This window comes from Rhodococcus sp. KRD197 (assembly GCF_017168235.1).
Taxonomy (GTDB): domain Bacteria; phylum Actinomycetota; class Actinomycetes; order Mycobacteriales; family Mycobacteriaceae; genus Rhodococcoides.
In genome coordinates this window covers 486,875-508,770 of the sequence record NZ_JABFAO010000004.1, presented here as the reverse complement: position 1 = coordinate 508,770, position 21,896 = coordinate 486,875, and the positions used below count along the sequence as shown (strand labels likewise).

18 protein-coding genes and 1 pseudogene are annotated in these 21,896 nt (G+C 62.5%); 14 read left to right on the top strand and 5 right to left on the bottom strand.

Annotation, left to right across the window (positions count from 1 at the left end):
- The first annotated feature begins 43 nt into the window (after positions 1 to 43).
- The 9 genes from J1M86_RS08615 (at position 44) to J1M86_RS08575 (ending at position 9,380) form a co-directional block, all read left to right on the top strand.
- Positions 44 to 1,087 carry a 2Fe-2S iron-sulfur cluster-binding protein gene (locus J1M86_RS08615; RefSeq protein WP_206509533.1) on the top strand — a complete coding sequence of 348 codons (1,044 nt, stop codon included), beginning with the start codon at positions 44 to 46 and terminating at the stop codon, positions 1,085 to 1,087.
- Between the two features lie 46 nt (positions 1,088 to 1,133).
- On the top strand, positions 1,134 to 2,258 hold the full coding sequence (locus J1M86_RS08610; RefSeq protein WP_206509532.1) for an aromatic/alkene monooxygenase hydroxylase subunit beta: 1,125 nt from the start codon (positions 1,134 to 1,136) through the stop codon (positions 2,256 to 2,258).
- Positions 2,255 to 2,599, top strand: coding sequence for a propane 2-monooxygenase effector subunit MimD (gene mimD, locus J1M86_RS08605; protein WP_075838218.1), 345 nt, complete (start codon positions 2,255 to 2,257; stop codon positions 2,597 to 2,599). Before J1M86_RS08610 ends, mimD begins: the two co-directional genes overlap by 4 nt.
- Before the next feature lie 55 nt (positions 2,600 to 2,654).
- Positions 2,655 to 3,701: an amidohydrolase family protein gene (locus J1M86_RS08600; RefSeq protein ID WP_075838298.1), complete on the top strand. Its 1,047-nt coding sequence runs from the start codon at positions 2,655 to 2,657 to the stop codon at positions 3,699 to 3,701.
- Positions 3,698 to 4,441, top strand: coding sequence for an iron-sulfur cluster assembly protein (locus J1M86_RS08595; RefSeq protein WP_206509531.1), 744 nt, complete (start codon positions 3,698 to 3,700; stop codon positions 4,439 to 4,441). Before J1M86_RS08600 ends, J1M86_RS08595 begins: the two co-directional genes overlap by 4 nt.
- A complete protein-coding gene (locus J1M86_RS08590; protein ID WP_075838219.1) occupies positions 4,438 to 5,463 on the top strand; it encodes an NAD(P)-dependent alcohol dehydrogenase in 1,026 nt (341 codons plus the stop codon). The genes J1M86_RS08595 and J1M86_RS08590 overlap by 4 nt, the downstream gene beginning before the upstream one ends.
- A 45-nt stretch (positions 5,464 to 5,508) precedes the next feature.
- Entirely contained in the window at positions 5,509 to 7,158 is a 1,650-nt protein-coding gene (gene groL, locus J1M86_RS08585) for a chaperonin GroEL (protein WP_206509530.1), read from the top strand.
- A gap of 27 nt (positions 7,159 to 7,185) precedes the next feature.
- Positions 7,186 to 7,506 (top strand): putative quinol monooxygenase, encoded by a 321-nt coding sequence (locus tag J1M86_RS08580; RefSeq protein ID WP_206509529.1) that lies wholly within the window; start codon positions 7,186 to 7,188, stop codon positions 7,504 to 7,506.
- Positions 7,507 to 7,628: 122 nt separating this feature from the next.
- On the top strand, positions 7,629 to 9,380 hold the full coding sequence (locus tag J1M86_RS08575; protein ID WP_075838221.1) for a sigma-54-dependent Fis family transcriptional regulator: 1,752 nt from the start codon (positions 7,629 to 7,631) through the stop codon (positions 9,378 to 9,380).
- A gap of 21 nt (positions 9,381 to 9,401) precedes the next feature.
- Here the strand turns inward: J1M86_RS08575 and J1M86_RS08570 are convergent, their stop codons facing one another.
- The 3 genes from J1M86_RS08570 to J1M86_RS08560 all read right to left on the bottom strand — a co-directional run bounded on the left by J1M86_RS08570 (position 9,402) and on the right by J1M86_RS08560 (position 16,150).
- Positions 9,402 to 10,826, bottom strand: coding sequence for a phenylacetate--CoA ligase family protein (locus J1M86_RS08570; RefSeq protein ID WP_206509528.1), 1,425 nt, complete (start codon positions 10,824 to 10,826; stop codon positions 9,402 to 9,404).
- A 169-nt stretch (positions 10,827 to 10,995) separates the two neighbouring features.
- Complete coding sequence (locus J1M86_RS08565; RefSeq protein ID WP_206509527.1) at positions 10,996 to 14,808, bottom strand: hypothetical protein; 3,813 nt, start codon at positions 14,806 to 14,808, stop codon at positions 10,996 to 10,998.
- 82 nt (positions 14,809 to 14,890) lie between these two features.
- The gene (locus J1M86_RS08560; RefSeq protein WP_206509526.1) at positions 14,891 to 16,150 is read right to left on the bottom strand and encodes a TetR family transcriptional regulator; all 1,260 of its coding nucleotides are present in this window, start codon (positions 16,148 to 16,150) and stop codon (positions 14,891 to 14,893) included.
- 387 nt (positions 16,151 to 16,537) lie between these two features.
- Here J1M86_RS08560 and J1M86_RS26280 point away from each other — a divergent pair.
- The 4 genes and pseudogenes from J1M86_RS26280 to J1M86_RS08540 form a co-directional block, all read left to right on the top strand.
- Positions 16,538 to 16,765, top strand: a pseudogene (locus J1M86_RS26280) (LuxR C-terminal-related transcriptional regulator); the annotation flags it as partial.
- A gap of 231 nt (positions 16,766 to 16,996) precedes the next feature.
- Entirely contained in the window at positions 16,997 to 17,836 is an 840-nt protein-coding gene (locus tag J1M86_RS08550) for an SH3-like domain-containing protein (protein ID WP_206509525.1), read from the top strand.
- Positions 17,837 to 17,867: 31 nt separating this feature from the next.
- Positions 17,868 to 18,578 carry a thiocyanate hydrolase subunit gamma gene (gene scnC / locus J1M86_RS08545; RefSeq protein ID WP_206509524.1) on the top strand — a complete coding sequence of 237 codons (711 nt, stop codon included), beginning with the start codon at positions 17,868 to 17,870 and terminating at the stop codon, positions 18,576 to 18,578.
- An 8-nt stretch (positions 18,579 to 18,586) separates the two neighbouring features.
- Complete coding sequence (locus J1M86_RS08540) at positions 18,587 to 18,943, top strand: thiocyanate hydrolase (RefSeq protein ID WP_206510001.1); 357 nt, start codon at positions 18,587 to 18,589, stop codon at positions 18,941 to 18,943.
- Positions 18,944 to 18,953: 10 nt separating this feature from the next.
- Here J1M86_RS08540 and J1M86_RS08535 read toward each other — a convergent pair whose 3' ends face one another.
- Positions 18,954 to 19,421, bottom strand: a complete 468-nt coding sequence (locus J1M86_RS08535; protein ID WP_206509523.1) for a MarR family winged helix-turn-helix transcriptional regulator — start codon at positions 19,419 to 19,421, stop codon at positions 18,954 to 18,956.
- A gap of 167 nt (positions 19,422 to 19,588) precedes the next feature.
- Here J1M86_RS08535 and J1M86_RS08530 point away from each other — a divergent pair, with 167 nt between their 5' ends.
- Positions 19,589 to 20,788 (top strand): MFS transporter, encoded by a 1,200-nt coding sequence (locus tag J1M86_RS08530; RefSeq protein WP_206509522.1) that lies wholly within the window; start codon positions 19,589 to 19,591, stop codon positions 20,786 to 20,788.
- Between the two features lie 132 nt (positions 20,789 to 20,920).
- Here J1M86_RS08530 and thiD read toward each other — a convergent pair whose 3' ends face one another.
- Positions 20,921 to 21,718: a bifunctional hydroxymethylpyrimidine kinase/phosphomethylpyrimidine kinase gene (gene thiD, locus J1M86_RS08525; RefSeq protein ID WP_206509521.1), complete on the bottom strand. Its 798-nt coding sequence runs from the start codon at positions 21,716 to 21,718 to the stop codon at positions 20,921 to 20,923.
- Positions 21,719 to 21,896 lie beyond the last annotated feature (178 nt).

Genomic DNA, 21,896 nt, shown 5'->3' with positions numbered 1-21,896 from the left:
CCGCATCCAGCGTGATCGATACATCGAAATCCAGGAGACCCTCGTGGCCGACACCCACCGAATCACTTTCGAGCCGGTCGATATCGAAATGGAAGTCCGCGAGGACGAACACATCCTCGATGCGGCCTTCCGGCAAGGAATACACCTGATGCACGGCTGCCGCGAGGGACGCTGCTCGGCGTGCAAGTCCTTCGTTCTCGACGGCGACATTCAGATGGAGAACCACTCGACCTTCGCCTGCAACGAAGCCGAACAAGACGAGGGTTTCGTGTTGCTCTGCCGCACCAAGGCATACAGCGATTGCACCATCGAACTGCTCAATTTCGACGAGGACGAACTGCTCGGCGGCATCCCGATACAGAACGTGTCCACACGCGTCGCCTCACTCGAATCGGTCACCGGCGACATCGTCGCCCTCTGCCTCGAACCCATCGAACCCGCCGTGTTCGACTTCAAACCGGGCCAGTACGCCGAGCTTGGGATACCGGGAACCGAGGAGGTTCGGTCCTTTTCGATGGCATCGACTCCGTCGACACCGAACCGGGTCGAATTCCTCATCAAGAAGTATCCCGGCGGTAAGTTCGCAACCCTGCTCGACGAGGGCATCTCCGTCGGCGACGAGATCGCTCTGACCGGCCCCTACGGCTCCTCGACTCTCAAGGACGGCCACGTCCTTCCGGTGGTGTGCATCGGCGGTGGGGCGGGGATGGCCCCCATCCTCTCGCTCGTCCGCCACATGAACGAGGCGGGCAACACCCGCCCCGTCCACTTCTACTACGGCGCACGCACCCCGAACGATCTGTTCTACGTCGACGAAATCACTGCTCTCGGTGATGGACTGGTGGACTTCACCTTCGTGGCGTGTGTATCGGATGCGGCCGGTGTCGAATCCTCCGGATCGATCTCGGTAGAGCAAGGAAACGTCACCGATGTCGTGAAGCGACTGGAGCCGAGCATTGCCAGAGCCGAGGTCTACCTGTGCGGGCCGCCCCCGATGGTCGACGCCGCACTCGCCTACCTCGACATGAGCGGAACTCCGACGGATCAGATCTTCTACGACAAGTTCACCAGCCCGGCATTCGACTAGACCGCTTCACGAAGACCAGCCCATACCTCAACCGAGAGGCCAAGACATGACTGCAACCCAAGACTCGACTGCCACCGCGGAGCCGAAGCAACGCAGCTTCCCCAAGATCGAGTTCACCGATTCCGAAGCCGGCGCGAAAGAATTCCCCAGCTCGAAGAGTCGCACGTACAGCTACTACAAGCCGGCCAAGCGCCGGGCAACGATGTACGAGGATGTGACCGTCGATGTGCAGCCGGACCCCGAGAGGCACTTGACCCAGGGGTGGATCTACGGCTTCGGCGACGGCCCGGGAGGCTATCCGCAGGACTGGACGGTCGCGAAGTCGTCGAACTGGCACGAATTCCTCGACCCCAACGAGGAGTGGGACCAGACCATCTTCCGCAACAACTCGGCCGTGGTGCATCAGGTGGAACTGTGCCTGAGCAACGCCAAGCGAGCGCGCGCCTACGCCGGCTGGAACACCCCGTGGCTCAAATTCATCGAACGCAACGTCGGTGCGTGGATGCACGCGGAGAACGGTTTGGCGCTGCACGTGTTCACTTCGATCCAGCGTTCGGGACCGACGAACATGATCAATACCGCCGTTGCTGTGAACGCTGCACACAAGATGCGGTTCGCGCAGGATCTAGCGCTGTTCAATCTCGATCTCTCCGAGGCCGATGTCTCGTTCGACGGTTCCGCACACGTCGAGGTGTGGAAGAACGCACCCGAGTGGCAGCCGACTCGCGAGGTCGTGGAACAGCTTACAGCGGTATCGGACTGGTGCGAGCTGTTGTTCGCGACCAATATCGTCTTCGAGCAGCTCGTCGGTTCTCTCTTCCGCACAGAGCTGGTGATGCAGATCTCGGCGCGAAACGGCGACTACATCACCCCGACCATCGTCGGTACCGGTGAGCACGATTACGACCGCGATTTGAACTACACCCGCATGCTGTTCCAGCTGCTCACTCACGATCCAGAATACGGTGAGGCCAACCGCGCGCTGTTCGATGAATGGATGGCCGTGTGGGTTCCCAGATGTCTTGCCGCCGCTCGGGCTCTGCAGCCCATCTGGTCGCAGCCGGCAGACAAGGCCGTCACGTTCGCGACGAGCTTGGAGGCGGCGAGCGCCAAGTTCACCGTTCTGCTCGAATCCCTCGGTCTCGATATTCCCAAGGAGTTGACACGATGACCATGCACTTCGGTTCGGACACGGAGTTTTCCAACAAGTGCGGTGTGACACTGATGAATACGCCGGTCGGTCGTGTTGTGGCCGAGGTGATGGGAGACAAGGACGGCGTCGAGCTGACCGAGTACCCGTCGATGATCCGGGTCGACGGCACCAAGCTTCTGTCTTTCGAATACGACGAATTGACCGATGCCCTCGGACAGGAATTCGATGGATCGGTGTTCGAGGAGATCAGCTCGACCCACTACGGCCGCATGGTCCACCTCGACGACAAGACGATGCTCTTCGCCAGCCCCGAGGACGCAGCCGCTTACATCGGTTTCGACCTCGCCGAGCTCCCTTGACTTTGATCGCCAGTAAATCCCGCGGGCCGAATCGACAAGAGTTGGAGATCTGAACATGTACGAGAAGAACGGCGAAAAGTACTTCATCGTGGACGGTCATGTGCACCTTTGGGACGCACGTGCCGAGAACCAGAAGAACATTCACGGCAAGCAGTTCATCGACTGCTTCTACGACTATCACAAGAACCTGAGTCCCGAGTCGGAGCTGTGGGACTACGAGACCTACCAGTACTACGGTGAGGAACGGCTCTACAAGGACCTGTTCGTCGACGGTTACGTCGACCACGCCATCTTCCAAGCCACGCTGCTCAGCGACTTCTACCACACGGGTTTCGGTCAGACCGAGGATGCTTTCGCGCTGACGCAGAAGCACCCGGACAGACTCACCTACAACCACGCGTACGACCCGCGCAACGGGGAAGCCGGCCTCGAACAGCTCCGGAGGGACGCAGATCGGATGAATCTGCAGGGCGTCAAGCTATACACCGCAGAGTGGCACGGGGACTCCCGCGGATACAAGCTCGACGAACATTGGTCGCGGCGCTACCTCGAAGAGTGCATCGAGTTGGGTATCAAGAACATTCACGTCCACAAGGGACCGACGATTCGCCCCCTCGACCGAGACGCATTCGATGTCGCCGATGTCGACAAGGTCGCCACCGACTACCTCGACCTTCGCTTCATCGTCGAACACGTCGGACTCCCTCGCCTCGAAGACTTCTGCTGGATCGCCACCCAGGAATCGAACGTCTACGGCGGACTGGCCGTCGCTCTCCCGTTCATTCACACCCGGCCGCGCTACTTCGCGCAGATCATCGGCGAACTGCTGTACTGGCTGGGCGAGGACAAGATTCTCTTCGGTAGCGACTATGCGCTGTGGACCCCGAAGTGGCTCATCGAGAAGCTGGTGGACTTCCAGATTCCCGAGGACATGCAGTCCGAGTACGCACCCATCACCGTCGACCAGAAGCGCAAGATTCTGGGAGCCAACGCTGCCGCGCTGTACGGCATCGACGTTCCAGCCGAACTGCGCCCGGCCGGGCACCCAGGTCAGGAAGGTGTCGAGGTCGCTGCAGGGGCGAAGGAAGTCGTGAACTCATGAACACCTTGGCGCTGTGCTCACCGGCCGACGTCCTCGATGCCCTCGCCACGGTCACCGATCCGGAACTCGACGAGCCGATCACCGAGCTGGGGTTCGTCAGATCGGTGATGCTCGACGACGACGGAGTGGTGGTGCATCTGCGCCTTCCTACCGCCTTCTGCTCTCCGAACTTCGCGTACCTGATGGCTTCGGATTCTCTCGATGCTCTCCGCGGCATCGAGAGAATCGGACGAGTCAGAGTGATGCTCGACGACCATCACGACAGCGACAAGATCAACGCGGGCCTGGCTGCCGACGCCGGCTACCGGGGCACCTTCGGATCCGAGGCCGACGACAGTCTCGACGATCTACGGGAGACCTTTCGCCGCAAAGCGCATCTGGCTGCGGTGGAACGTTCGATTTCCGCCTATCTGGCCCGGACGGGCGCGGGGATCGAACGTATCCACACGCTCACGCTCCGCGATATCAGGAGCGACAGGTACACCACAGCGCTGCTGCGCCGACGCAGTGCCCTCGGGTTGAGCATCTGCCCCAACAGTCGAGTCTTCGTCGACGAGAACGGTAAATCGGTGCCACCAGAGCAGATTCCACTGAAGTTCCGCTTCGCCAAGTCGGTTCGAATCTCGATCGAAGGCAACTCGCACTTCTGCAGAGGGCTGCTCGCCACCCGCTACAGCGACACCGAACCGGCGGACGCGTTTCCGCACATCACCGACATCAGAAGCAGGAGAAACCAATGAGAGCCGTACAGGTCGTGGGGTATCACTCGAATCTGGAGATGGCGGAGATCCCCGAGCCCGAGATCGAAGGGCCCTTCGACGTGATCGTGCGCATCGGGGGTGCCGGGGTGTGCCGCACCGACATCCACATCCTCGAGGGGCAGTGGGAAGAAAAGAGCGGGGTGAGCTTGCCGTACACGATCGGTCACGAGAACGCTGGATGGGTCCACGCCGTCGGTGATGCAGTCAGCAACGTCTCGGTCGGAGACAAGGTCATTCTGCATCCCCTGGTGACGTGCGGGCTGTGCCGGGCCTGCCGCTTCGGTGACGACGTCCATTGCGAGAACAGCGAATTCCCGGGAATCGACCGCAACGGCGGCTATGCGGAGTACCTTCACACAACGGCCCGTAGCGTGGTCAAGATCGACGATTCGCTCGAACCCGCCGACATCGCGGCTCTGGCAGATGCAGGACTGACGGCTTACCACGCCGCCGCCAAGGTTGCGCGGGACACCCGTCCCGGTGACACCTGCGTCGTGATCGGGGCGGGCGGCCTCGGGCACATCGGAATTCAGGTTCTCAAAGCAATCTCCGGTGTCAACGTTGTCGTCCTCGATCGCAATCCCGACGCCATCGATCTGGCTGTGCAGATCGGTGCCGACCACGGGATCGTCGCCGACGGGAACCATGTCAAAGAAGTACTGGAGCTGACCGGTGGCCACGGCGCGGAAGCAGTGCTGGACTTCGTCGGCGAAGGCGGAGCCACCCGCGAAGGCGTTGCCATGCTCCGCCGCGCCGGCAACTACTACGTCGTCGGATACGGCGAGAACATAGACATCCCAACGATCGATGTCATCTCCACCGAGATCAACTTCATCGGCAACCTCGTCGGGTCTTACAACGACCTGCAGGAGCTGATGGCACTGGCAGCGGGCGGCCAGGTGTCGTTGCACACCACCAAGTACCCCCTCGCCGATTTCCAGCGGGCTCTCGACGATCTCGACGCGGGGCGTGTCCGGGGCCGAGCGATCCTCGTCCCCTGAGAACCGCACCACCTGCTCACCACCCCAACTCGAAAGGATCACGTCATGGCCAAGGAATTGCGGTTCAACACCGAAGCACGCGCCCTACTGGAGCAGGGCGTCAACGCGCTCGCCGACGCGGTTAAGGTGACGCTGGGCCCCAAGGGACGCAATGCGGTGCTCGAGAAGCTCACCGGCCCGCCCACCATCACCAACGACGGTGTCACCATCGCGAAGGAAATCCAGCTCAGCAACCCATTCGCCAACATGGGCGCGCAGTTGGTCAAAGAAGTAGCGATGAAGACGAACGGCGTCGTCGGAGACGGGACCACCACCGCCACAGTTCTGGCGCAGGCCATGGTGCGGGAGGGGCTGCGAGCAGTGGACGCCGGTGCCAACCCGATGCGGCTGCGACGCGGAATCGAGTGCGCCGTCTCCTCCGTCGTCGAATCGTTGCGCGCACAGGCAGTCGAGGTCGTCGGCAGCGATGACCTCGAGCGCATCGCGACGCTGGCGGCAAGTGACGACGAGACCATCGGTCTGTGCGTGGCCAAGGCCGTCGAGTACGTCGGCAAATCGGGCGTCGTCACCACAGAGGAGAGCGAAACTCTCGGGATGTCGGTCGATGTCGTCGACGGTATCGAGTTCGATCACGGATTCATCTCCGGCTACATGATCACCGACCCCGAACGCGCAGAGGCCGTACACGAGAATCCGGTCATCCTGTTGACCAACAAGAAGATCAACCAGGTTCAAGACATCATGCCCAGCATCGAAGCGGCCAAACGCGCGGACCGCCCGCTCGTCGTCATTGCCGAGGATGTCGATGGGCCAGCGCTGCAGCTTCTCGTCGGCGGCAACATGCACAACACGATGCTCTCCGTCGTCGTGCGCGCGCCCGGTTTCGGACATCGTCGAGTCGCGGAGCTCCAGGACCTCGCTGTCTCGGTCGGTGGCCAGGTCATCGCCAAGGACACCGGGCTGGAACTGTTCGAGGTCTCACTCGAACAGCTCGGATCGTGCGACCGAATCACCGTTACCGAACACTCGACGACAATCGTCGGAGGCCACGGCGACCCGAAACTACTCGACGCGCGCGTCGCCCAGCTCGAGGCGCAGTTCGAGAGGTCGAAGATCGATGGCGATCGCGACAGCCTCGAACAGCGCATCGCACGCCTGACCGGGCGCGTAGCAGTGGTAAGAGTCGGCGGGGCCACCAGCGTCGAACTCAAGGAACGGATGCTTCGCGTAGAGGACGCATTGGCCGCTTCGCGAGCAGCATTGGAATCGGGCATCGTCTCCGGAGGCGGAACCGCGTTGGCTCAGTCGCATCGCGCTCTGGCCGAAGTCGAGTTCACCGGTGATCAGGCCATTGGGGCCGAGGTGGTGCGCAAGGCGCTCACCGAACCGCTTCGGTGGATCGCAATCAACGCCGGCTACGAGGGTGACGACGTCGTCGAGGTGGTCACCGGACTGCCCCTCGGCCACGGATTCAACGCACTCACCGGCAAATACGGCGACATGTTCGACGACGGCGTCATCGACCCCTTCAAGGTCACACGCGCGGCATTGGAGAGCGCGGCCTCCATCGCAGCACTGCTCATCACCACCGAAACTGCGGTGGTCGAGGAGGTTTACGGCAATCCGGGAGCAATCGTGGCACCGGGATTCGGTGATCTCGCCGAAGGAATGGTGCGTCCATCGAACATATACTGACATCCGATATTCTCGGAAAGGGGAACGATGATATTCATCGTGGTGAAGTTCAAAGTTCTTGCCCAGCACTCAGACAGTTGGCTGAACCAGTTGACAGAGTTCACAACGGCAACACGCAGCGAACCAGGGAATTTGTGGTTCGAATGGAGCATCGCTGCGGATGATCCAAACGAGTTCGTACTCGTCGAAGCATTCGCAGACGCACAAGCAGGATCGGAACATGTTCAATCCGATCACTTTCGCAACGGCCTCGAAACAATGCGTCCATTGTTGGAAGAGACACCGAAAATAATCAACACAGTGATCGACCAGAAAGGCTGGTCGAAAATGGACGAGCTTGCTGTGTAGACCGAAAACGAGGACGCTCCGCTCCGGGGCGACTAAAATCTGACATCAGTGCGACGTCGGGGTTGCTCGGGCCATGGACGCCGGCCGGCAACAATCGGCTCGATCCCGGTAGGGCGGTGGTTATGGTCAATCACGCACGAGACCTGCGCAAAGCTCGCGACAAGTTCTTCACGGAGCAGGAATTCGACGAGTCCGTCAGGGATCAGATCTCCTTCTCCTGGGAACGATCACGCTCGTTGAACATCCCACCCGACAGCCTGCAGTTGCCGTTCGTACGCGAACCCGATATGGACAGTCCACTGGTCGTCGCGGCAGCGCCCGTGCTCCGGCAGCTGGCAGATGGCCTGGTAGACGAGCCTGTGTCGGTAATCCTCACCTCGGCCGACGGCGTCGTGTTGACCAGAGCGGCGGGGAGCCAGCAACTCCTCCGGGCCCTGGACAGTGTCACGCTCGCGCCGGGATTCAGCTACTCGGAGGAATACGCAGGTACCAACGGCATCGGAACCGCGTTGGAGACGCGGCAACCCACGTTGGTCTCGGGAGCCGAACACTACGTCGACAGCCTGGGCGGACTTGTCTGCGCCGGCGTCCCCATCGTTCACCCGCTTTCCGGCCAGGTCGTCGGAGTTCTCGACGTGACCGGATGGGTGGACGACGGGGCACCGCTGCTGGTGACCTTGGCACGTTCGGCGACGGCACAGATCGAGGGCAGGCTGCTCTCGCAATCGAGCCAGGAACAGACCGCACTGCTCAACACCTACATGAAGGCGTGTCGGCGGTCCCAGCAAGTCGGTGTTCTCGCACTCGGCGACGACATCGTCCTCTTGAACCGCCGGCTACGACTCACCCTCGACCCGCAAGACCAAGCCGCGCTGATCGAGCATGCAATCGACCTGAGCATGACCATCGACAGAAGCCAGCACGTGTTGACCCTTCCCGGCGGACACACCGTACGGCTCTCCCCCTTCCTCGACGGCGGCCTCGTGCTTCGACGCGGGGTCGCGGTCTATCACGCTTACCTGAGCGAGACCACGATCACCTCGGTGGCCGCCGACAGCATCAAAGGGCTGCCCGGCATCGTCGGCGACAGCGCATCGTGGCGACACAGTGCCCAGCAGATCGCTCACTGTGCCCGGCAGCAGGAGTGGGTCGCCGTCGCAGGCGAGAGCGGAAGCGGCAGATTCGCCGCACTCAAAGCGGCTGCTATTCAACATATTTCGACTCGAACACATTTCACATCCGCTGCCGAACTGATCGCCGAGGATGCAAGAATGAGAAGCCTCGAGTTCGAGATCGAGCAAGACGGATACAGCCTGATCATCCGAGACGTCGATCTACTCCCAGACTCCCACCAGAGGGCAATTGCAGGCATGATCCAGGGGCGTGAGCACGCGGGATGGATCGGGGTGACCATCGGAACAGGCGACCACAGCGCTGACAGTGATGCACTCGTACTCCCATTCTTCGGCCACACCGTCCACGTGCCCGCCCTGCGGCATCGAATCGAGGACCTGCACAAACTCATCCCCTACATCCTGCGGCAGGTCAGCCGGGGCCAAGACGTCTCGCTCTCCCCCGCGGCCATCCGTCAGCTCACCAAATACAGCTGGCCGGGCAACGTCGCTCAGCTGCGCGAGATTCTCCAACAGGTTGTGCAGAACCAACGATCCGGTGTGATCGAAGTCGACAAACTGCCACCGGTTTGTCGAGCGTTGAGCCGAAGGACCCTCACACCGATAGAAGCGATGAAACGCGATGCGATCATCCAAAGCCTCGAAGGCAACGGCGGCAACAAACAGGCCGCAGCGCACGCACTGGGGATGTCCCGCGCCACGATCTACCGGAAGATCCGTGAATTCGGCATCGACGTCTAGTGGCCGCGCTCGGCCGGTCGGCTACTGGATCGACTTCTGCTTCCCGCCGGTGACGAACCCGTCGGAACGAAACGGTTTGAGTCGTACGACCGGTTCGGCGTCGCGACCTTTCTGATCGTGGACGACGCGGTACTCCGCGCTCAGTTGTCGCAGGCTGGCTATGGAAAGTTCTCTGACGTGTTCGGCGGTATCCGAGTCGGGTTGCTGCTGCGAGCGTAGTTCGACTTCGAGTACCAGCGTCTGGCGTTGACTTTCGTCGACCTCGCACCGGGCGATGAAGCGTCCCGTCAGCCGAGTCGCCAACGAGATGTGCTCCACGGCCGGGCGGAAGTAGTCGGGGTAGATGTTGACGGCACTGTAGATCGCCGCGACATCAGTGCGGCCTTGAACCAACAGGTAGGACCCGTTGGGGTCGATTCCGTGTGCGAGAGCACTGTATCCGGCGTTTTCGAGCCGTTCACGTACCACTTCGCCGGCCATTGTCTCGCCCCGGTCGTTGACGCGGTAGCGCACCAGCGGGAGTACTCCCCCGACGGTGAAGAGGAGATATCCGTCGGCGTCGACTTCGATGTACGTGAACTCGGGTTGGTACTGCACGAATGCGGGTTGCTGCACGAGCTCTCCGGCGGTGTACTCGGCGCCGAACATGGTCTGGTTCAGCTTCGGATCGCGCGCGGACGCAGATCGGATGGCGATCGTGGCGGCAGTCTCGTAGCCGACGAATCCGACGTCGGTCGCCCCGTACACCACCCGGACACGGTCGCCGCCACTGTCACCGAGCATCTCGTGAACGAGCGAACGCCAGGCCTCGCTGACCGGTTCGCCGCCGACGATGATCACCACATCGTGTCGTTGCAGAAGGTCACCGTAGGTATCGAGCAGATCCCGAGCGATCGGCGGGTACGCGAAGATGACGATCTGCTCGTAGCTCTCGCCGGCCTCGGATACCACCTCGGCTATAGCTGTGGCATCCATGCCGGGCGTAGCGATGGACAATCGGTGCCCACGCCTGCGGAGTTCGAGCAGCATGGCGTACATGAACGTCCCCCCGACGTAGGGGCCGAGGGGGAACGTCACCAGCGCCAGGGCCGTCCGACGCTCGGTATCGGCACTCTCGCGTAGAACGTGTCCGAACATCGACGCACCGTGATCGGTGCTGCGCTGACCTCGCGGCCAGAATGTCGGGGTGCCGGACGAGCCGGCGCTGCAGGAGATGGTTTCGACATCCTCCGGTCGTCCGGGCTGAAGGTCGGCCAGAATATTGGTGCGGCGGTATGTGTCCTTGGAGGTGGTCGGCAGCTGCGTCAGGTCGTTCATCGTGCTGATGGTGTCCACCTCGATGCCGTGTTCTTCGAGAAAGCGGCGATATGCGGGCACAGAGAGGGCAATGGACCGGACGAGCTGAAGTGCGGCGTGGACGGGGTCGCGAGTGTCGGCCGTGGTCATGGATGGACCTTTCGATCATGTCCCGGTGCTGCCGCGTCGGACGGGCGGCCGGAACATCTGATGTGGACTTCAGAACTTCACCGCGCACACCGCCGTCTTCACCTGTTCATGAAGTTCGGAAATGTGCGCGAGTGCGTCGAAAGCCGCTCTGATCAGCTGGTTTCGGCTGTCAACGCCGAGAGTGCCGGGCGTCGTCCACGGCCTGTTCCGCGGCGGTGAAATTCCGGTGAAGCGCGGTGAGACCGAACGACTGGCCGATCGCCTCGCCGTGCCGGTCGATGTCCGCACACAGCTCTCGTGCGGGCGGGCGCCAGTTCGGGCCGGCTTTGAGTCGGTAGAACGTGGCTTGCGACTTACCGAAGAGCTGCCAGGCGAGATGCTTGTCGTTCGCGCTGTGTGCGTGACGCCTGATCGCGTGATAGGCATTGTCAGTGGCCCTTTCGAGGTCTCGCCGCCGATCTGCGAGATTCTCGATTGCTCGTGCGGCCTGGTGGCCGTTCACAGTGAGCTCTGGGGGTTCTCGAGGTTCTGGGTGTTCTGGCACCGACGCCGGCGGAAGGTGTGGTGTTGTTCCGACGGGCACGAGGATGTCCGGGAAGGTACCGATGCCGATGACGCGCGGGGTGATGTTCAGGTGGTGACCGAGTTCGCGCGCGCGGTCGGCGAACAAGGCTGAGTCCAGTAGCCCGTGAATCAATTGCGCAGAGGTTTGCGAAGGTGCGGTGCCGACGAGTCGAGCCAGTTGCTCGTAGTGCCGGTCCTGCGCGCGGCGCAGGATCGCCGTGACTGCCCCCTCGAGCTTGTTGGAGGCTTTGACGCGGAGGTTGCTGTCCAGTACGGCAAGCGCTTCGCACGTGGCATCGAGATGCTCGATCGCCTCATCGATGTGGCCGGTCTCTGCTTCGGTACGAAGGAACCGGCCCAGGTGCCGAAGGCCGGCAACGTCGCTCTTACGGGTGCCGTTCAAGCGCGGCGCGAACGTCAACACGTAGATGGTCGGCCACAGCTCCGTGAACGAACCAGTCTGGTGTGCAAGACTTTCCAGGAGCGCATCGCGAGCAGCCTCGGCGATGACCGGTTGAGAGCGCATCTCCGGACTCGGTGCGATTCGCGGCTCGGGAGTTGTTGCCGTGGTGACGAATTGCGAGAACAATGCGACGGCGTCGGCGATCGACTCCGACCGGCGTGCACAGATGCCGATCGTGGTGAGCAGGTTTGCTTTGCCTTGCGGGCTGGTGGACCGATCGAACCAGGACATCAGCTGGGCCAACGTCGGGGTGGCGATGTTCTGTTCCATGAGCAGGCGGAGCAGGTCGGCACCGTCTTGCTGGCCGTTGTCGTTGCTCGTGATCAACTCTTCGGTCCAGCGCTGCAGCAGTGGCGCGTGGGCTCGCAGGGTGGCGTGGTTGCCCTCGTGCCGCAGCAAGTCTTTGACCGTGCCGGTGCGACCGACATGGCGGGCGATCGCCAACGCCGCGGGGATCAGCTGGTCCGGCTGTTGGTGGGCGCGATCGCGTGCACCATCGAGAAAGATGTTCGCTGCCTGACGGTCGAGTTTGTTCCTCACGTCGACGACAGAAAGGGTGCGTGCTGCGGTAGCTGCGGCGCTCTCACCCCACACGATCGCTACTGGGGCGAGTGCGACCACATGATTGCCTGCGGTGAAGAATCGGTCGTCGTCGGCGTACGTGTGCAGCGAAGCCGACAAGATCCGGTGAACGACATCGACGGGAATGGACGGGTCCCTCAACGTCTGACGTGTCACTGCCGCCCACAAACCGGCGCCCGGTGCGAAGTTCTGATGTTCGGCGGGCAGGTGGCCGTCGAGCGAGGCGGACAGGAGCTCGATCAAAGATGTTCGGGCGGGCGAATCTGTGGTGAGGATTTCGGAGAGGCAACCGCGGGCGAGTTGTCTGGGCGCGGCGCCGCCGGACAGTGAGAACAACCTGGCGAGAGTTGCATCGATGACATCGTCGTGGTCGGGTGCTCGAAACTCGCGAAGAACAATGCCGACTGCGATGAGTCGGGCGCCGGTGATCGGATCTTGGTCTCCACCAGGCATTTCGAGGTTCGAGCACAGCTCGTCCACCCAGTCGAGCCAGCTGCGTTGCCAACCCACGGTGACACAACCCCGGCGACGAAGGTCAGCGGCAATGACGGCCGCTAGCGCGTTACGGATGACTTCGGCGTCACTGTCCCCGGATCGTGCCTGAACGGCTCCGACAACACCTTCGAGTGCGTCCAGAAACTCGTCGTCCCCCAACGAAATCCACAGGTCGGCGACCATGTACAGATAGCGTGCGATGGTCTGCTTACCCTGCCGAGTCCGCTCGTTCTTTGCCTGTTTCGCCGGCTCGGTCAGACCGTCGACTATCTCGAGGACCGCTTCGCGGACGAGATCCGGCGCTGTCGGGGCCAGGTTCTGGAGCAGGGTGTGGGGTTCGCTGTTCGAGCGTAGGTAGGCCTGCTGCGTACCGGCGAGTTCGGTGTACATCCCGGTGCGGCGAACAAGGGCGGCGGCCGCGTCCGGTGCGCGTCCGGCGAGGTATGCCGCAGTAGTGGCAATGGCGGTACGAAGCGATGGTCGCTGAAACCACAGCTCGTGCAAGCGGTCGGCGACCGAGGCGGAGTGACTGTGCACGCGCGGCAGTGTGCGCAGGAACCGGCGAAGCAGATCATCGGTGACGGGAGCGACCACGTCGGCCGAGAGTTCGAGAATCGAAGGGTGATGCGCCCAGGCGGTCATGGCGATCGAAATCAGGTGGGGATGCGCAGTCTCGATGAGAGCCCGGCAGCACCCGCGGACGGCGGGACGGGCCAGCGGGTCGGCCCCGAGGATGACGAGGGCCTGTTCGACGACGGCGCCGAGAAACAAATCGTCGGGCGTCGCAGTTATTCGCTCGATCAGTCGAGGCAGTTCGGCCTCGGCGCCGCGGGCGGCAAGGCCTTGGGCAGCGGCAAATTCGAAGAACGTTTGATGCAGAAACCGAACACGATCCTCGGTGGCGATCAGGACACCACGTCGCGACAGTGTTCGAACGTGGCCATGCAAAGCGGCCTCATCGATTCCCTGGCCACTGGACTTCGCGGCCTGGGCGGCACGCCGAACGAGGACCTCGACACGCGGCTCCGGAGTTCCCAGTGCCAGCATGGCGATCGCCAAGAAACCGGCGGTGCTCGCAAGGTTGCCCTGGCCGTCGGCGGGCACATTCGGTCCGGAGCGGTGATCGGTGATGACCCGCCGCGACCAGAACAGGTTGTAGAGGCCGGTGACGTCGAGTTCGAGGTGCGGGAATTGCGGTGTGGCCAGGGAAAACAGCAGCCGAAGCAGCAGTGGACTGGTGCACACGTCGTCCACCAGCATGCCGCGCGCACGGGCGGACTGGATCGCCGCGACCGGGTCTGCCGGCACCACAGAGCCTGCGGTGGAGAACTCGGCGATCAAGGACGCGATTGCGGCCGGTAGCTCCTTGTCTCGAGAATAGGAGCCGAGCGTGATTTTGTGCCCCAGGTTGGGCGGCAGACTCTGCCCCTCCTGCGGTCGGGTGGTCAGAACGACGGGTACCCCTGCTCTCGCCAGCTCATCGACCAGGTCGATGACCTCGTAGCGAGCGGAGGGGCTGTGCAGCAAAAGGTCTGCGGTATCGAGAAGCAGTATCGCCCCAGGTTGGGTGGCGATGGCCGAGACGATGTCCTCGCTCGAGGTGATGTAGGTGCCGTCATCGCCGCGTTGTAGCCAGGTGGCCGATACGAGTAGCGGAAATCGCTGGTGCTGCCGCAGTTCCCGGTGCAACGACCACAACAGCGTCGACTTGCCATGCCCGGCCTCACCTACGATGATCTGCGGCTCGGATCCCAGCGCCAGTATGCGATCCAGCAACGCCGTCTCGATATCGCGGCGCACGTACCAGTCCCCCACGTCGCGACCGTCGATGCGCTGGGTTCCGATGTCGTCGAGCAGACGCAAGGACAACCTGTTCAAGCGATGCCAGTGTCCAGGTGCTGGGGAGCTGATCGCAGTCATCGGCGCGTCGGGCAGGCGTATCGAGGCAGCCGAGGCTGCCTCATAGCGTCCGCGTCGCGACACCTGGCATCAGTACCCGAAGCACCCCGTCGACGACGTCCTTGGCTGTCTCGTTCGGCCGGGTCAGGCACCGGAAGAGGACGTTGTTGGTCAGCATGATGGCGACCTCGATTACCGGTGCGTCCTCGCCGAATACTCCGGCCTCTCGTCCGCTTTCGAGGATGGGGACGACTGCCGACGGTAGATACAGATTCTCCAACACGGTGGTGACTGTGCTCACCTGCTGTAACTGTTCGAAACTCAAAGCCAAAAGCATCCCTGAGCTCATCGCCCGATTGCCGATCACGAACTCCCCCACCGAGATCAGCGTGCGCTGCAATGCGATACCTGGATCCACGCCAAGCTTTTCGTCGGCTCGACGCAATCGCAACACCCGGTCGAACTCCGGCTTCAAGGCGGCGACGATGATGTCGATCTTGCTCGGAAACAGACGACGAAGGTCATCGACGCGGATACGTGCAGCCGCGGCTATATCGGCGAGAGTGACGAGAAAGTACCCGTGGTCTACGAACAACGTCTCGGTGGCAGCGATGATGTCTGCCTCCAGATCGGGCCGAAGCAGATTGAGGTCGTCGCCGGACTCGATCGGCTCGGGCGCGGGGGTGTTGCGATCGGAATGCAGCGGATCGATTGCCCACCGCAGGATGGACTCGGTCGCGGTTGCGACGTCCCGTGCCGCGATCGACCCGGGTGTGAGCATCTCGCGGAGCGCGAGACCGTCGAGGAGTGCACCGAGGACCGCGGACAAGCTTGCCACCGACAAAGGCTGGCGCACCGAGCCACCCCGGGACTGAATCGCCTCGCCGACCACGGTCCGAAAGTCGGCGTCGAATCGCTCGAATTCCGGGGCGACAGCCTTGCGCGCGCCGTCGTTGTCACCCGATAGCAGTATTGCGATCAGGCGGCGACGCATCAGCCCCGACACCAGATCGTCGAACAATGCCGAGGCCGGACCAGTCAATTCCCCCGGCTTGGCACAATTGTGATCAACGGCTTCGAGGCCGCTGTAGTTCACAGTGAGGTTGTCGAGCAGGTCCTCGACAAATGCTTCTTTCCCGCCGGTGCCACCTGCGCGGGAGCTGCCGGGGTAGGTGTTGTGGAAAGTTTGGTGCGACAGGCCGGCTTCGTCCACGACGGCCGAGATCGACAACGCTCGCGCAAGATCGGTCATGTCGATCTGACCCAACAATCTCGATCCGGCCTGCAGAAGTTGCTCTCGGGGGGTCGACCTGGAGTTCAACGACAACCGCCTCTGCGCGTCAACTACACCGGAATGGATGCAGAACTATACCAATCGAACCGGACGAATCGCCTAATTTAGTTTCAACTATAGCTCGATGTAGACGGAAAGACAGTATCGAGTCTGTAGTCGAAACCGTTTGTGTTGCAGCGAATTCACGGCCATGGTCAGATTGCGGACACTCCGACACTCCTCGTCGACGCGCTCGGACATGAAGGAGAACGCACAGTGCCGACCAGTCATCGCTCCCATGCCCAGGCCGGACTGACGGTGCCCGATAGGGCCCGGTCGCCGCTCGGCCCGAGACCTTCCCGCGGCGCACTACCGACTCGTGTGCCGAGAATTCAGGTCCCGGCAGCGTCGACTGGAACTCCTGCGCTGACCTACGCCAGGCCCGGACTGAGCGAGCGAGAGATCACCGTACTGAGAGCATGGTTGGACTGCGACTCCAAACTCGGTGTCGCCACCCGTCTCCACATCGCGCTGGGAACGGTCAACACCCACCTCACCCGCATACGCGACAAATACTCCAACGTCGGGCGACCGGCTCCGACCAAAGCAGCTCTCGTCGCGAGAGCTCTCCAGGACGGCATAGTCACCCTCGACGATCTCTGACGACGCACCTCCGCCAGCGCCGCTGTGCCTAGCAGACGTCCGCACGAACTTTGACGAATTCGTCGACGCGTTCGCTTGAGATGTGGGAATGTGGACGGGTATCAACGGTCCCTGTGCGGCAACCGCATGCGCGACCGACATCGAATTTTCGAGTGGGTCTTTTCGATGCCGGAACCGGTCGTCGCGTCTCCTAGTACAGCGAGCACGTCCGGAACACGAAAGCGTCTTCTCATGACCGATTCGTCAGTACGCGCTGAACAACTCGATCTCGTCGCCCGCTTGAAGTCGGCGTATCCAGAGCTGCCCGACGCCCCAACCCCCGATTTGCTGGACCACGCCCGATTCGCGGCATACATGAAACCGGTACACGACGTCGGCGGTGAGCCCGACGCTCCCATGAAGTACGAGAACAAAGAGTACGAACACTGGGAACACATGACCTATGTCATCTGTGAGGTACTCGCATGGCGCGGTGTGTGGCTGTCCGAGGAACGCAGGCGGATCGGCAACGTCGACGTCGGACGGGCCGTCTACCTCGGGTTGCCGTACTACGGGCGGTGGCTTCTCGCCGTCGCGCGCGTACTCCTCGAGAAGCAGTACCTCAGTTCCGCCGAACTGAGCGAGCGGTTGACAGAAGTCACGAAGCGATACGAGGGCGGACTGAACGGCGCTCTACCCGAGGCGCACCCGAAGTTCGAGGGCGACGGTTCGCAGGTGAAACGCAACACCCACCACGTTCACGCCGTCGGGAAGGGTGATCCGCAGGTATTCGCGGGACGCGCCGGCCCGCCGAAGTTCGGCGTCGGCAATGCGGTCGTCGTTCACGATTTTCCTGCGCTCTTCTACACCCGTACCCCGGAATACGTCCAAGGCGCGACGGGCGAGATCGCTGCGGTGGCCTACGAGAGCCCCGCCCCGGAAGACGAGACCTGGGATCGCACGGACGCGACCCCGGAGTGGTTCTACGTGGTCCGATTCAACCTTTCCCAGCTGTGGCACGGCTATACCGGCACTACTTCAGACACCCTACAAACCGAACTGCCGGAACGCTGGCTGCGCGCTTCTGCCTGAGCGTCCGCCCATCACTCGCCCGGGAGGCTCGATGTCCGACCACGACCACGACCACGACCACGCACGGACTGTCGCACCGATGGTCGACGAGGTCACCGATTTCGAAGTACTCGAGATCGCCCTCCGCGAACTGTGCATCGAGAAGGGCATCTTCACCGCCGAGGAGCACCCCCTGTTCACCGAGTTCGCCGAACAGATCGGCCCCACGCCAGCGGCGCGCCTGGTCGCAAGGGCGTGGCTCGATCCCTCGTTCGAGCAGCTCGCACTCTCCGACCCGATGTCGGCCAGCAAGGAAGTCGGCGTGGATTGGCTCGAACCGACCGGTTTCGGCACTCCCAGCGATTTCACGGCTTTCGAAATACTGAAGGGCACCGAGACGATCCACCACGTCATCGTCTGCGCACTCTGTTCGTGCTATCCGCGACCCATTCTCGGCAACTCGCCCGAGTGGTACCGCACACCCAATTATCGGCGACGCCTCGTCCGCTGGCCGCGTCAGGTCCTCGCCGAGTTCGGCCTGTACCTTCCCGCCGAAGTCGAAGTCAGAGTGCAGGATTCGAATCAGAAGCACCGGTTCATGGTCATGCCGGTCCGCCCGGAAGGTACCGAGGGGTGGAACGAGGACCAGCTGACCGAGATCATCACGCGTGATTGCCTCATCGGCGTCACGCTCCCCAAGCCGGGCGTGACCACCAACGTGATCACCGATACCCGTCCGGCAATCCACCCTGCGGCAAAGTGAGCACCCCCATGAGCAACTCGGCGCCCCCGCCCGATGTCAGCGTGTTGCGCGAGATCGTCCAACGCGACCATGTGTGGCCTCGGATGACCGCCAAGTACGGGGTGAGCAACCCTCTTCCTCCGTGGAAAACGAGCCTGGACGCCCTCTGCGATGTCCTCGACCGTTCGTCGTGCGACGCAAAGGTCCCCGACTTCAAGACTCGCCGTGACGAAGAGGACCTACTCACCGCGTCGACGTACTCGGACCTCCCCTACCCCGAGAATCAGTTGGTTGCCCTCGCACATTCCCTGTTGACACACGGCGTCATCGACGAACAGGAACTTCAACTGCGACTCGCCACAGTCCGGCAGCGACTCGAACGCTGACGCGTCGATCTCAGCCAGCGCCGCTGTACATCGGCGAAGCCGGAAGTTGGTGGAGCGCTGCCACCAACGGCGCCAACTCGGGCGTACGGCACGCCTCGTTCAGCGCCGTTTCCAACGTGGAATCATGCGTCGGTCGAGCGGCTTCCAACAGCTCCCGGCCGTCGTCGGTGAGCTCGGTGTAGATGCCCCGCCGATCATCCGCACAGATGATGCGGCGCAGTAGCTTCCGATCTTCCAGGCGGTTGACCAGCCGGGTGGTCGCACTCGAACTGAGGGCTGCGGCACGCGCGAGCTGAGCCATGCGCATGTGCCATCCGTCCTGTCGAGACAAGGCGTCGAGAACGGTGTATTCGACCACCGATAATTTGTGTTCGCGTTGCAGGGCACGTTCGAGTTCGTTGTCGAGGACGCCATGTAGTGCAGCGAGAGTCCGCCATCCCTGCGACCGAATCTCCACTGCATCATCTGCAATGCCCATGTTGACCTCCGTGTTGCGCGCATCGAACGCGACAATGCCTCGTTCACAGACTAGCAGCTTGCACGCTTAGAGCGCGTGTGCAACTATCTATCAAGCGTGTGCAACTAATGCAGGCGCGTACTACCGGCTTGGTAAACACTTGCACACATCTCCTGGAGGGACTGAGAATGCCCATCGGACTTCTCGCTTTGGCCGTCGGCGGCTTCGGCATCGGACTCACGGAATTCGTAATCATGGGCCTGTTGCCCGAGGTCGCGGCCGAGTTCGACGTCACCGAATCGGTGGCCGGCTACCTGATCTCGGGCTATGCGCTGTCCGTCGCGGTCGGCGCAATCGCACTGACCGCGGCCGTCACCCGATTCGATCGCAAACGCGTGCTCATGGCACTGATGATTCTGTTCATCGGTGGAAACATGCTGTCGGCGCTCGCCCCCACGTATGAGGCGATGCTCGCGGGAAGGATCCTGGCGGCCCTGTGCCACGGCGCGTTCTTCGGCATCGGCGCAGTCGTCGCGTCGAACATGGTCGCCCCCGCCAAACGCGCCGGCGCCATTGCCATGATGTTCGCCGGTCTGACCTCGGCGAACGTGCTCGGCGTACCGTTCGGGACCTTTCTGGGACAGCAGTTCGGATGGAGATCGACGTTCTGGGCCATCACCGTCATCGGTGTCATCGCGTTGATCGGTATCGCCGCCCTCGTGCCGGACACCAAGGCCAGAGAAGGCGACGCCCCGGCGACCAGTCTCCGTATCGAGATGACCGCATTCCGCTCGACTCAGGTCTGGCTATCCATGGCGATCACAATCCTCGGCTACGGCGGCATGTTCGGCGCATTCACCTACATCGCCTACACACTGACCAACGTCTCAGGCTTCGCCTCCACTACAGTTCCGTGGTTGCTTGTGTTGTTCGGTGCTGGTCTGTTCGCCGGGAACTACGTCGGCGGCAAACTCGCCGACCGGGCTCTGACCACCTCGCTCACCGCGATCCTGGCGATGCTGACCGTGGTTCTGATCGTCTTCGCCGCGACCGCAAGCAGTCAGATCATGACCATTCTCTCGCTGGTTCTCATGGGTGCGTTCGGATTTGCGACGGTACCGGCTCTGCAAACCCGCATCATGAACTACGCCTCCTCCGCGCCGACGCTGGCCTCGGGCGCCAACATCGCAGCATTCAATGTCGGAAACGCGTTGGGCGCGTGGATCGGCGGGATCACCATCGCCGCTGGACTCGGCTACACCTCCCCCATCTGGGCGGGAGCGGCCATCACCGCCGCCGGCCTCGCAGTTCTGTTGTTCGCGACCTCGCTACACAACCGACAGCAGAACGCCGGCGCAGCTGCGGCACAACCTGTTCCGTCCCGTTGATCAACCCACCCAGCCGTAGCACCCACGACCAACGACCCGCGTCGGGCCGAACCCGGCGGACTTGAACTAGCGGACATCGCACCGATGTTCCTACCCGGTCGATAGGAACGAGTCAGCACTGATGCGCGTTCGTCAGGCGCGATCGTGCCAACCGACGGCGGTGAAGGGAGCGTTCGTCGTGATCCGACCCACGATCCCGGCGTGGGCGAAGTCCTTGGCGGTCGATACTGCATCGAGCACGGACGCACCCTTGGCGAGTTCTGCCGTGATCGCGGCGGCGAACACACAGCCTGCACCGGAAACCCGTTCGTGACCAATCTTCGGTGCGCGCAGAACGGTCACGTCCTGTCCGTCGAAGACGACGTCGATTGCTTCGTCTCCGGCCAGACCCACGCCGCCCTTGACGACGACGTACTTCGGCCCGAGGTCGGCAATCCGACGCGCCGCCTCGCCCAGATTGTCGACGGTGTCCAGGGTGTCCATGCCCGAGAGGGTCTGAGCTTCGAACAGGTTCGGCGTGACGACGGTGGCCAACGGCAGTATCTCCGTCCGCAGCGCATTGTCCGTGTCGAGGGCAGCGCCCGGCTCCTGCCCTTTGCAGATCAGCACGGGATCGACGACGACATGACGCCACGGCTGCAGCGCAAGGGAACTCGCGACGGTCGAGACGGTGTCGGGAGTCCCCAGCATGCCGATCTTGACGACGCCGAGACTGTGCGCCGATGTCGCGGCTTCGATTTGATCGGCGATGACTCGGCTTGCCACGGGAACGAAGCGATGGCCCCAATTCGACTTCGGGTCGAACGAGACGATGCACGTTATGGTCCCGACGCCGTACACACCGAGTCGCTCGAACGTCTTGAGGTCGGCTTGCAGGCCGGCTCCTCCGGTGGCCTCCGAGCCCGCTATGACGTACGCGATTGTCGACATTGGTTCTCCTCCGTGCAGTGAATTTCGAGCCACGTTTCGCTCAGCGCGCGGTGCAGGCACGCGAGGATCCAGTATGGCAACCGACTACCCGGTCGCCCTCAGAAGGTCGACTTCGACCGTCGGTGCCACCGTCCCCGCCCGGCCGTTTCGTCGAATCCGCCACCGTCTTCACCCGCTC

Excerpts from the sequence above, each read along its gene's own strand:
- J1M86_RS08610 (WP_206509532.1), top strand. The coding sequence starts at position 1,134 with ATGACTGCAACCCAAGACTCGACTGCCACCGCGGAGCCGAAGCAACGC.
- mimD (WP_075838218.1), top strand. The coding sequence starts at position 2,255 with ATGACCATGCACTTCGGTTCGGACACGGAGTTTTCCAACAAGTGCGGT.
- J1M86_RS08600 (WP_075838298.1), top strand. The coding sequence starts at position 2,655 with ATGTACGAGAAGAACGGCGAAAAGTACTTCATCGTGGACGGTCATGTG.
- J1M86_RS08595 (WP_206509531.1), top strand. The coding sequence starts at position 3,698 with ATGAACACCTTGGCGCTGTGCTCACCGGCCGACGTCCTCGATGCCCTC.
- J1M86_RS08590 (WP_075838219.1), top strand. The coding sequence starts at position 4,438 with ATGAGAGCCGTACAGGTCGTGGGGTATCACTCGAATCTGGAGATGGCG.
- groL (WP_206509530.1), top strand. The coding sequence starts at position 5,509 with ATGGCCAAGGAATTGCGGTTCAACACCGAAGCACGCGCCCTACTGGAG.
- J1M86_RS08580 (WP_206509529.1), top strand. The coding sequence starts at position 7,186 with ATGATATTCATCGTGGTGAAGTTCAAAGTTCTTGCCCAGCACTCAGAC.
- J1M86_RS08575 (WP_075838221.1), top strand. The coding sequence starts at position 7,629 with ATGGTCAATCACGCACGAGACCTGCGCAAAGCTCGCGACAAGTTCTTC.
- J1M86_RS08570 (WP_206509528.1), bottom strand. The coding sequence starts at position 10,826 with ATGACCACGGCCGACACTCGCGACCCCGTCCACGCCGCACTTCAGCTC.
- J1M86_RS08550 (WP_206509525.1), top strand. The coding sequence starts at position 16,997 with ATGACCGATTCGTCAGTACGCGCTGAACAACTCGATCTCGTCGCCCGC.
- scnC (WP_206509524.1), top strand. The coding sequence starts at position 17,868 with ATGTCCGACCACGACCACGACCACGACCACGCACGGACTGTCGCACCG.
- J1M86_RS08540 (WP_206510001.1), top strand. The coding sequence starts at position 18,587 with ATGAGCAACTCGGCGCCCCCGCCCGATGTCAGCGTGTTGCGCGAGATC.
- J1M86_RS08535 (WP_206509523.1), bottom strand. The coding sequence starts at position 19,421 with ATGGGCATTGCAGATGATGCAGTGGAGATTCGGTCGCAGGGATGGCGG.
- J1M86_RS08530 (WP_206509522.1), top strand. The coding sequence starts at position 19,589 with ATGCCCATCGGACTTCTCGCTTTGGCCGTCGGCGGCTTCGGCATCGGA.
- thiD (WP_206509521.1), bottom strand. The coding sequence starts at position 21,718 with ATGTCGACAATCGCGTACGTCATAGCGGGCTCGGAGGCCACCGGAGGA.